The following is a 10,891-nucleotide window of genomic DNA, read 5'->3' on the forward strand; positions in this document are numbered from 1 at the left end:
TTCACCGCACTCTTTCAACCAATTTTTCAAATCCCAAAACTACTTATTGCGAAAATAAATAGACACTTTTTCCCCTGGTAGGCGAGGTTTCCTAACCTCGCCGGTGCGGAGTGTCCAATTAATTCTAAACCTTACCATAAATAAATACACCTATTTTCAAAACAAGCGTCTAAATTATTATTAAAAGTAGCTCAATATCAATAAGATCCCTTTTTCCGAAGGAGGCAATGTTTGTGGACGATCACCTATTTTCTTTTTCGGCATTCCGAAAACTCACTATTCTCTTTCTTATCGTCACGCTGTTTCAGATTAATAGCACCAGCATCAACGCTGAATCGCAAGATCACGAAGTTAAAGCGTATCGGACCTACCAAAGCATCGAAATCGATGGAGATTTAACAGAAGAAGACTGGAAACACGCAGAAGTAATTGACAGGTTTGTGCAAATTGAGCCCTACGAAGGCGAAATCGGTTCCGAATCAATGGAGGTCCGGGTTCTCTACGATAATGAGAACATCTACTTCGGCTTTACTTGCTTTGATTCGGATATATCAAAACTTGTTGCGAATGAGATGCGCCGCGATTCTCGGGACCTGCACGACAATGACACTGTGTTCTTGATACTCGACACATATAACGACCGGCGAAGCGGCTTTTTCTTTCGGATGAACGCGCTTGGGGCAATACAGGACAGAGCCGTAACGAACAGCGGCGACACGCTCAACGGGGATTGGGATGCAGTTGTGGCGTGTAAGTCGAAAATCAACGATACTCATTGGACATCCGAGCTTAGTATCCCATTTAGTCAACTCCGTTTTAAACAGAGCGATCAGATAGTGTGGGGTATGAACACCGGTCGCGAACTCGCGCGAAATCAAGAAGAGATGATATGGGCACCTGTTCCAGCGTCCTATGGGGGCATGGCAAAGTATCGGACCGCCAGCATGGGAAAACTCGTTGGGCTTTCAGGCGTTGCTCCGTCTCGAAATTTAGAAGTACTGCCATATATCCTGCCCGGTGTGACCCAAATTAATGGGAATGATGCAAGACTTGAAACCGAAGGACAATTCAAGGTAGGTTTTGATGCCAAATACGGCATCACGTCAAACCTGACCACTGACATCACTTATAACACTGACTTCGCACAAGTGGAAGCAGATGAGGAACAGGTAAATCTCACCCGATTTAGCCTGTTTTTCCCTGAAAAGCGTCCGTTCTTTTTGGAGGGTGCCGGTCTTTTCGATTTTGGGGTGCCCCGGACGAGTTTCCGCAGACCGCCACCAATGCTCCTTTTCTATAGCCGACGCATTGGGCTCGCTGAAGGAAACGCGATTCCGATTATATTTGGCGGAAAAGCGAGTGGTAAGGTCGGTTCCTACGGTGTAGGGTTCCTTAACGTCATGACAGACGAATATTACGATGCCGACCCGGTCGATGACCCAATTGACATCCCGCGTACTAACTATTCCGTGATGCGAATCACAAAAGACGTAGCTTCGGGTTCGCGTATCGGAATGATCGCTGTGAATAAGGACGAATTCGGGGATTACAATCGCGCAGGCGGTTTCGATTTTGAGTACCGTCCCAACGATAGCATGGACATCCGCGGCTTGTGGTCCCGTACATTTGAACCGAATGCGTCTGGACAAAATGATGCATGGTATATTGGTTCCAATTGGCGGCGTAATCGTTTTCGTCTGGAGGGTTCGTATACTGATATTGCCGAAGACTTCAACCCCGCTGTCGGATATGTGAGACGGACCGGCATCCGGCACTTCCGCGGTGAGATGCGTTGGACCCCAATGCCCCAAAAATTCGGAATTCGACAGATCTGGACCGGACCAGAGATGAACTATATCCTCAATCACGACAATGAATTAGAAGAATGGAACGTTTCCTATACCAATTGGTTTGAATTCGACTCTGGAGACTATATCCTTTTCAACGGCAGACGCACCTTCGAGCGACTCAACGAAGTCTTCGATTTTAGGGACGGCGTGGAAATTCCGATAGGCGACTACGCCTCTAACGCATATAGCGTCCGTGTCTCCACCAGTGATAGCCGTCCAATCAGCGCAACTCTCGGGGGCGGTATCGAGGATTTCTACAAAGGCGAAGTGCGTAGAGCCTATATCCAAACGACTCTTAAACCGAATCCGCATATAAGTTTGAGCGCACAATATCAATTTAACCAGGTGGTGGACCTACCAGAAGTGTATTTTACCGACGGGCAGCCCCGTCCTGTCTACGCCAACCTTTTCAGGGGTAGACTTGATTACTCTTTTTCCACGGCAATCTTCGCAAAACTCTTCGCACAATGGAATACTGACTCGAACGTTGTATCTACCAACTTCCTAATCAATTATATCTACCGTCCGGGAAGTGATTTTTATTTCGTATTCAATCAGACTTATGATACCGACGGTGCCACGAAGTCTACACTGTTGGATTCAACCGTTGTCGCAAAGATGACCTATTGGTGGAACCCATAATAGAAGTGCCAGAACCTATTCGATTAAGGGAATTTAGCTTTTTAGGACGGTGCCGAATCCGGACATTTCGCTGTAGAGGTAAGCTCCCTCTTGCGATTTTTTAATGAAAATGGGCAAAAAACGAAAATTGAGGGCCCCTCAAAGGAGGCAACGTTTGTGAACGAGTATCTATCTTCTTTACTACACTTTCAGAGACTTACAATTTTTTTGATTGCTGTTACGCTATTGAACGGTTTTGTTAGCGTCCACGCCGAACTGCACAACAAGCAGATTAAAGCATACCGTACCTACCAGAGCATTGAGATTGATGGCGATTTAACGGAAGAGGATTGGCAGCACGCAGAGGTTATGGACCGATTTATCCAAGTCGAGCCTTATGAAGGCGAAGACCTTTCCGAACCAATGGAACTCCGGATTCTCTACGACGATGAAAACATCTATTTCGGTTTCACCTGTTACGATTCGGAGATGTCCAAACTCATCGCCAATGAAATGCGCCGAGATTCACGCGACCTACACGAAAATGACAATGTTTTCGTACTATTGGACACATATAACGATAAACGGAGCGGCTTTTTTTTTAGGATGAATGCTCTTGGAGCAGTGCAGGACAGAGCCATTACGAACAGCGGTGATACATTTAACTCGGATTGGGATGCTGTCGTCGCATGCAAATCGAAAATCAATGATTCTTACTGGACGGCGGAACTCAGCGTTCCGTTTAGTCAACTCCGCTTTGAAAAGAACGATCCAATGACATGGGGCATCAATGCCGGACGTGGGATCGCGCGTTCACGAGAAGAAGCAATCTGGAACCCCGTCCCCTCCTCTTACGGCGGTAGAGCCAAATACCGAACAGCACACGTCGGAAGCCTCGTCGGATTAGAAGGGATCGCACCCTCCCGAAACTTAGAAGTTCTCCCTTATATTCTGCCCGGAATCGCCCAGGTCAGTGACGACGACGCAAACCTCGAAACGACCCGCGAATTTAAACTCGGTTTTGACGCAAAATATGGTATCACTTCAAACCTCACCGCTGATATTACCTATAACACAGACTTTGCCCAAGTTGAAGCAGATGACGAACAGGTAAATTTAACCCGATTTAGCCTCTTCTTCCCCGAAAAACGTCCGTTCTTTTTGGAAGGCGCAGGACTTTTCGATTTTGGAGTCCCGCGGACGAGTTTCCGCCGACCCCCACCGATGCTCCTCTTCTATAGTCGACGCATTGGACTTGCTGAAGGAAACGCCATTCCTATTATTTTCGGTGGAAAAACAACAGGTAAAATCGGATCTTACGGGGTTGGGTTTCTCAACGTCCTTACCGATGAATTCCACGATGACATTACCGATGATGATCCTGTCAATGTACCCCGAACGAACTTTTCCGTGCTTCGACTCACAAAAGACATTGCCGCGGGTTCGCGGGTCGGAGTAATTGGCGTCAATAAAGACGAATTCGGGGATTACAACCGCGCCGGCGGTCTCGACTTTGAATATCGACCCAGTGATCGTTTAAATGTACGGGGTATGTGGGCATTGACTGCCGAACCCGGGACGTCCAGTATGTTTGGGCAAAACAACTCTTGGTATCTCGGTTCCCAATGGCAGAGCAATGTTTTTCGTGTAGAGGGTTCATATACCGACATCGGCGAGGATTTCAATCCCGCCGTAGGATACGTCCGCCGTACCGGCATCCGTCATTTCCGAAGCGAGATGCGCTGGACACCAAGACCCCAAAAATTCGGGGTCCGGCAGGTTTGGACAGGACCCGAGATGAATTATCTGCTCGATCACGACAACAAAGTGCAAGAATGGGATATCTCCTATCTCAATTGGTTTGAGTTCAACACCGGTGACTATATCATGTTCAGGGGTAGGCGCAGTTTTGAGCGGTTGGACGAGATTTTCGATTTTCGGGACGGTGTAGAAATTCCGATAGGCGGCTACTACGCTAACACGTACAGTGTCCGTCTCTCCAGTAATGATAGTCGAGTAATTGGTGGAACGCTGGATGTCGGTATTGAGGATTTCTACGAGGGTGAAGTTCGCAGAGCATCTATAGAAACCGTCCTTAAACCGAATGGAAATATCGCTATGCGGGCAGAATACCAATTTAATCAGATCGTTGACCTGCCGGTAACTTACTTTACCGACGGAGAACCTCATCCTGTTTATGTCAATCTTTTCCGAGGTAGACTCGACTATTCCTTTTCCACGGAACTCTTCGCAAAAGTCTTTGCACAATGGAATACGGATGCAGACGTTGTGTCTATGAACTTCCTGGTTAATTACATCTATCGTCCGGGAAGTGATTTCTACTTCGTTTTCAATCAGACTTACGATACCGATGGCGCAACACAATCTACGCTATTAGACTCAACTGTTGTGGCAAAGATGACCTATTGGTGGAACCCATAGGATCAGAAACCAAATCCGTTGGATTATTGGACTCTAAAAAATTGACAAAAAAAAAGAAATGTGGTACAATTTGTAATTAAAGTATCTTTATACGCGAATAAAGCGTTTTTATATACAAATTGTGCCACATTCTATAGAGGCTATTAAACCTTCTCTTAGCATTTGATGTCAAAAATAAGTACGTGCGATCATAAATGGTTTTTAGTTTCTTGACGGACTCGTTTCAGTTAAATCTCTTAGAATCGGGTCCATATAGACAGGTTCCGAACCGAAATCATAGGTTCTTCTTTTTATAGGAGGAAGACAGATGAGTAGCAGAACTTCCGGCATGCTTAGTGAGATGCAGCAACGTCGGGCAGAGCGCAAAAAACCGAAGCGTTTTGTTGCACTGAAAAAGGTTTCGCTGGATACCAGTCAACAGCAAGGTATTTCCACTGCGCAAGCAAACGTAGTGAAGCATCCGATCACGCAAAAGCACGTCGGGCGGAGTTCCACAGCGTTTTCAGTAGCAATCGCATTTCACGTAATTATTGGGTTTGTTATTAGTGCTTTCTTTATCGCCGAGCAGATTGAAATGAATCAAGAGACGTTTGATATTAGCATCGTCACAGAAGAGCCAAAAACCAAGCGTCGACTCCGACGCAGAGAGACACCAAAGTTTGAAACAAAACCACAACAGCAGCAAGTTCTTATTCAGCGTCCGCTTGCGACCGCCACTTCACAATTGCCCTCAAGAGACGGATTCGTCATCCCGCAAGGCGCGGAAGCAACTGTTGACCTTTCAACACCTGGCGCGGATGAAGGTCCCAAAATGATAGAGGTCGAGCGAAATTTCGCCCAACCCGCGCGGTCATTGGAACCAGAGGCAAAGACACAGGGCTTTGAAATTCAGCGTGAAGCACCATCACTGATTAACAAGCTTGATGTCGGTGACTCATTAGAAGCAGGCCCCGGACTGGGGAGTGTCGATTTCGAACCTGAACCTGGTGTTGTTCCACCAGCAAGGAAGTACATTCCGGATCCGAAGGATTATTATCCAGATGCAGCAAAGAGAGCAGAGAAAGAAGGCAAGGTTATTCTGAAAGTGACTATCGACGAAAATGGTATTCCACGAGACATTGTAGCACTGACAAGCCTCGGGTTTGGATTTGAGGAAGCGGCAATTGAGATCTTAAAGAAGAGCACCTTTCGTCCCGCTACAAAAGGTGGAGAACCGATCAGTCTGGAAGTCGAAATACCCGTTGATTTCAAGCTTAAGGATAACTAAGAATACCACTTACTGATGTAGCGTCTCCGTCCTTACTTCAGGACAGAATTTACCCTATTTTCAGTAACCCCTTTGCTGCGAAATTCCGCACTAAATTGACAACAGATTGACGGGCTGTCTCAGCGATTTGCGTCTGTTCAAACGTCAGTGCTGCGATTTCCGCTTCCAGTGCCTCTGCCTCTGACCCAGACATGTTCTCAAAGAATCGATCGTGTACTGTAACGGGCGCGTTGTGCAACGCAACCGCTAAGGTTTGCTTGTCGAGTACTTTTAGGACGGTTTTAATCGCCTCGTTCTCCAATTCACCTAAACCCTCAAAGGTAAACAGTTGTTCAGAGACACTATCTACCATCTTGGGGTTTTTTTCTGCCAAAGTTTCCAACAACTGATTCTGTTCCGCTACATCCATGTAGGATAATAATTTGGCAAGGTTTGTTGTGCCTTTCCCTAAGAAAGTGGTTTGCTGGAGTGTCTCCTTAATTTTAGCGATATGCTCATGCCATATTTGAGTTGCACGTTCAGCATCAATGACCTCTGTAGCAGTTATCTGCTCAGCAATACTCACCTTCCTGTCGAAGGGTAACTGCGCGAAAAGTTTCCCGGCGTATGCAGCAAGAGCATTGCCGATGAGGTCACTCTCCAAGTGGGCACACATCACAAAAAACACAGCAGCATCGGTGTCGTCTACATTTTGGAGCGCTGTCAAAACAACTTGTGGATGGGTCTCATCAAGCAAAACCACCAATTCTTTTAGCGCAGCTTCATCTAAAAGCGGAGACATCGCCTGTGCGTCTGTATTAGGAAGTGACACCTCGTACCCCCTTTTCGCCTGCGACCACTTCACCGATGAGGTAGGTAGACTCTCCTGACGCATTGAGAGACGATAGCGCAATATCAATATCATCTGGCGAAAGGACGACCACCATCCCAACTCCCATATTGAAAACCCTATACATCTCTGCGTCTTCAACGTCCCCTTTTGCCTGTAAAAACGAAAAAATAGACGGAATCTCCCACGTCCCTTTTTGGATTTCGGCTACACAGTCATCGGGTAGAATCCGCAGCACATTCGCCGGGAGCCCACCACCGGTGATATGCGCCAGTCCTTTAATCTGACATACCTCGCGGAGTGCCAACACAGATTTTACATAACTCTTGTGGGACGCGAGGAGGGTGTCCCCAACCGTTTCTGAGAGTTCTGGTAGGTAAGTGTCAACGTCGTAGTTGCACCGTTCAAACAGAATGCGACGCACCAACGAAAAGCCGTTAGTATGTAGACCCGCCGAGCCTAACCCGATGAGCTTATCCCCAGGTGCAATTGTATCGCCAGTAATCACATCTTTTTTTTCTACTACACCGACGATCGTACCAACCAAATCGTATTCACCAACGGCGTAGAAGTCAGGGAGTTCCGCGATCTCACCACCGATTAGCGCGCATCCAATCTCTCGACAACCCGATGCCAAACCGTCAATAACCTGTTCAATCACCGATGGTACCACTTTATTAATGCCGATATAATCAAGAAAGAAGAGCGGCTCAGCACCCTGCACAACGATGTCGTTTCCACAATGTGCAACAATATCAAACCCAACGGTATCGTGTCGCGAGGCTTTAAACGCAACTTTTAATTTCGTACCGACACTATCTGTACTGGAGACAAGCACAGGTTCGTCGTATGCTTTGAGTGCGAACAGCCCGCCAAAACTCCCAACATCACTGAGTACTTCGGGACGATAGGTCGTCTGAACCAGTCCTTTTAGCCGTTTTATCGCCTCGGCTTCGGCTTCAAATGAGACACCCGCATCGGCGTATGTCAACGGCTTTTTATCTGCCATCTGATTTTTCTTGTTCCTTCATTAATTGTTTGCGCAGCGGTGAAACACTTTGTTTTCGCGGTCTCAATAGGCTAATGACCAATACAATGCCGCTAATAACCAACGCAATGAGAACACCTGTATCCTCGGCTTCAGCCGGTGTCATACCGGGTCGTAATTTCCCAATTAGGGGCGGGAGAACCCTGCTGAGAACCATACCGAGGATCGCACATCCGAGCAAAGAGATGAGCGTATGCCGCCCTTGCGCTGTCCCTATCGGATTCGGTCTTTTCTGTTTACCACGTTGTCTATACTGCATAAAAGTTCCTCGTCGGGCAACACTAATCCAAACTTACACCGGACTTACGCACTTCAACCCATAACCCACTAATCTACAATCAAGGGCAGCTGCTCTGAAGGCTCGTCCACAAACGGGATTGGATATTCTCCATCAAAACAGGTGGTACAAAAGTCTTGAGATGCCTTCACCGAGTTGAGCATGCCATCAATGCTCAGATAACCGAGGCTGTCGGCACGAATATATTTACGGATCTGTTCAATCGTGTGCGAACTGGCAATCAACTCGCCACGTGTCGGCGTGTCCACACCATAGAAACATGAAAATTTATTCGGAGGGGATGCAATACGGAGGTGGACAGCGGTCGCGCCACCTTGCCGAACGATTTTGATGAGTTTCCTACTATTTGTCCCACGCATAATTGAATCATCTACAAGCACGACCCGTTTGCCGCGGAGGACGTCGCGTATCGGATTCAACTTTATCTTTACCATGAGTTCTCTGATATCCTGCGTAGGATTCATAAAAGAGCGTCCAACGAAGGTATTTCTCGACAATCCTAAATCGAAAGGAATACCAGACTCCTCAGCATAGCCGAGGGCGGCAATCGTTGCAGAATCGGGGACCGGGATAACAACATCCGCTTTGACGGGATGCTCACGGGCGAGCTGCCTACCGAATTCACGGCGCGTACTATTCACGCTCTGCCCGAACATCATACCATCCGGGCGTGCCAGATAGATATATTCAAAGATGCACTGTGATAATTTCGGCTCTCTTCTACGAAAACGGAAGGATTCTACGCCGCGACGCGCCGAACGTATAAATATCAACTCACCGGGTTCCACCTCACGTATCGGCTCCGCTTCAATCACATCAAGCGCACACGTTTCGGACGCAAGGACATAAGCATCATCAAGTTTACCCAGCCAGAGCGGACGGAATCCGTGCGCATCGCGCGCACCTATGAGTGTATTCTTATCCATGCACACGAAGGAATAAGCCCCTTCAACACTCCGAAGTGCGTCAATAATTCTATTTTCCAAAACCTGTTTCCGAGAATGTGCTATAAGATGGAAAAAAACCTCGGTATCTAAACTTGTGCTGAAGATTGAACCCGCATTCTCCAGATGGTTCCGAATGTACGATGAGTTGACCAGATTGCCGTTATGACCAAGCGCGAGGGGACCCTGCTTGTAATTCCGAACCAGCGGCTGCGCGTTCTCCAGTGTACTTTCCCCCGCTGTGGAATATCGGTTGTGTCCAATAGCGATATGGCCATTGAGTTGCGCTAAAACCTCAGTCGTAAAGACAGAATGGACAAGACCCATGCCGTGGTGATACGTAAACTTTTCACCATCTGACGCGATAATCCCACTGCTCTCCTGCCCCCGATGCTGCAGGGCACGTAACCCCAAATAGGTTAGCTCTACCGCTTTAGGGTGACCGAAGACACCGAAGACACCGCATTCGTCCTTTGGTTTATCATCATATTGCATGTTGGCGAGTAAAACCTCCAGCATACGCTTTTAGATCTTCGCAACCGTTCATGAAAAATAACCTTTCTAATATTTATCCATGTTCCGCGCTGACTTCGGTATTTTCAGATGCTGCCAATCGGTATCCGAATATCGCGCCGATAGGAACAGCAAGAATATACCAAATCTCGACCGGCAAACCCAGCGATACCCACCCGCGCATGGGTAATGAAATGACATACGCCAGTGCCTTAAGCAGCGGAAGGATCAACGCCAAAATCAGGTTCGGTCTACCAAATATCTCCCATGGAACGTTAAGCAGCGCAAGCAAACCGACGACAGCGGGCGGCCCCAAGAATGCCCCTGAATAAAGCGGTTTTAAGGGGATGCTAACACCGAATCTTTGGCTCACAAAGCGGATACCTTGGCTCGCTCCGATGATCACCGTTGCGTACCAGACACTCAAGGAAATGAGGAGCAGCAAACCGACCCAAAAGCCGTGGCGAATCCGATCCCCGAGTAGCACTTGCCAAATAAAATTCTCAAACACCAATAGGCAGATCCAACCGCCTAATAGCCCAACAATACTCCCAGCAGCAATTTGCCCAAGGGTTAACGTGACACTACTTTTTTTCATACACTCCAGTCTCTCTCTTAAATTTAATTCTATTGTACCATTATCCAACATAAATGTCAAAAAAATCTAATCTTTCTTCTGTAGGAGAGAACTCCCAAAAACACCTTATTCACTGTCAGTGTCCAAGTAATTGTGCGTCTTACACAATTGATCCTTACTTTACACTTAGGGACGGTTCAATCCGTCGCGCCCCAAGTCGAAAAAGGGCATCATTTGCTGGAGCAGAAAAGTGCCCAGAGGTCTCCATTTAAGGCGGTGGTTTGTCCAGGTAACAAGTTGAGATTGCCGCGTGCCCAGATCGTTTCTGGGGTTTCTGTTTTTAGAGAGTCTTTCAATCGTTTCGGATAATTCGTGTCTGTTCGTTTGATAGTTTGAACGGGTTGCATCACGTCACTCGCAAGGTTTCTTACCTGTTATGGTAAGTATTTTTAGGACTTACGCAAAATTAGAAAATGAGTTGATATATTCTCAGTCGTCGCTT

9 protein-coding genes are annotated in these 10,891 nt (G+C 47.2%); 3 read left to right on the plus strand and 6 right to left on the minus strand.

The annotated features are described in order from the left end of the window. Nucleotides 1–233 precede the first annotated feature (233 nt). The 3 genes from OXN25_17825 to OXN25_17835 all read left to right on the plus strand — a co-directional run bounded on the left by OXN25_17825 (nucleotide 234) and on the right by OXN25_17835 (nucleotide 6,180). Nucleotides 234–2,492, plus strand: coding sequence for a DUF5916 domain-containing protein (locus OXN25_17825; GenBank protein MDE0426713.1), 2,259 nt, complete (start codon nucleotides 234–236; stop codon nucleotides 2,490–2,492). A 156-nt stretch (nucleotides 2,493–2,648) separates the two neighbouring features. Then, nucleotides 2,649–4,913: a DUF5916 domain-containing protein gene (locus tag OXN25_17830; GenBank protein MDE0426714.1), complete on the plus strand. Its 2,265-nt coding sequence runs from the start codon at nucleotides 2,649–2,651 to the stop codon at nucleotides 4,911–4,913. 307 nt (nucleotides 4,914–5,220) lie between these two features. Further along, a complete protein-coding gene (locus OXN25_17835; GenBank protein ID MDE0426715.1) occupies nucleotides 5,221–6,180 on the plus strand; it encodes an energy transducer TonB in 960 nt (319 codons plus the stop codon). Between the two features lie 49 nt (nucleotides 6,181–6,229). Here the strand turns inward: OXN25_17835 and OXN25_17840 are convergent, their stop codons facing one another. The 6 genes from OXN25_17840 to OXN25_17865 form a co-directional block, all read right to left on the minus strand. Continuing rightward, nucleotides 6,230–6,991 (minus strand): hypothetical protein, encoded by a 762-nt coding sequence (locus tag OXN25_17840; protein ID MDE0426716.1) that lies wholly within the window; start codon nucleotides 6,989–6,991, stop codon nucleotides 6,230–6,232. Beyond that, entirely contained in the window at nucleotides 6,978–8,000 is a 1,023-nt protein-coding gene (gene purM / locus OXN25_17845; GenBank protein ID MDE0426717.1) for a phosphoribosylformylglycinamidine cyclo-ligase, read from the minus strand. Before purM ends, OXN25_17840 begins: the two co-directional genes overlap by 14 nt. Before the next feature lie 7 nt (nucleotides 8,001–8,007). Beyond that, complete coding sequence (locus OXN25_17850; protein ID MDE0426718.1) at nucleotides 8,008–8,316, minus strand: hypothetical protein; 309 nt, start codon at nucleotides 8,314–8,316, stop codon at nucleotides 8,008–8,010. A gap of 68 nt (nucleotides 8,317–8,384) precedes the next feature. After that, nucleotides 8,385–9,794 (minus strand): amidophosphoribosyltransferase, encoded by a 1,410-nt coding sequence (purF, locus tag OXN25_17855; protein MDE0426719.1) that lies wholly within the window; start codon nucleotides 9,792–9,794, stop codon nucleotides 8,385–8,387. Nucleotides 9,795–9,867: 73 nt separating this feature from the next. Next, nucleotides 9,868–10,410: a hypothetical protein gene (locus OXN25_17860; GenBank protein MDE0426720.1), complete on the minus strand. Its 543-nt coding sequence runs from the start codon at nucleotides 10,408–10,410 to the stop codon at nucleotides 9,868–9,870. Between the two features lie 209 nt (nucleotides 10,411–10,619). Then, the gene (locus OXN25_17865; protein ID MDE0426721.1) at nucleotides 10,620–10,796 is read right to left on the minus strand and encodes a hypothetical protein; all 177 of its coding nucleotides are present in this window, start codon (nucleotides 10,794–10,796) and stop codon (nucleotides 10,620–10,622) included. Between the last annotated feature and the right edge of the window lie 95 nt (nucleotides 10,797–10,891).

Source organism: Candidatus Poribacteria bacterium (assembly GCA_028820845.1).
Lineage (GTDB): Bacteria > Poribacteria > WGA-4E > WGA-4E > WGA-3G > WGA-3G.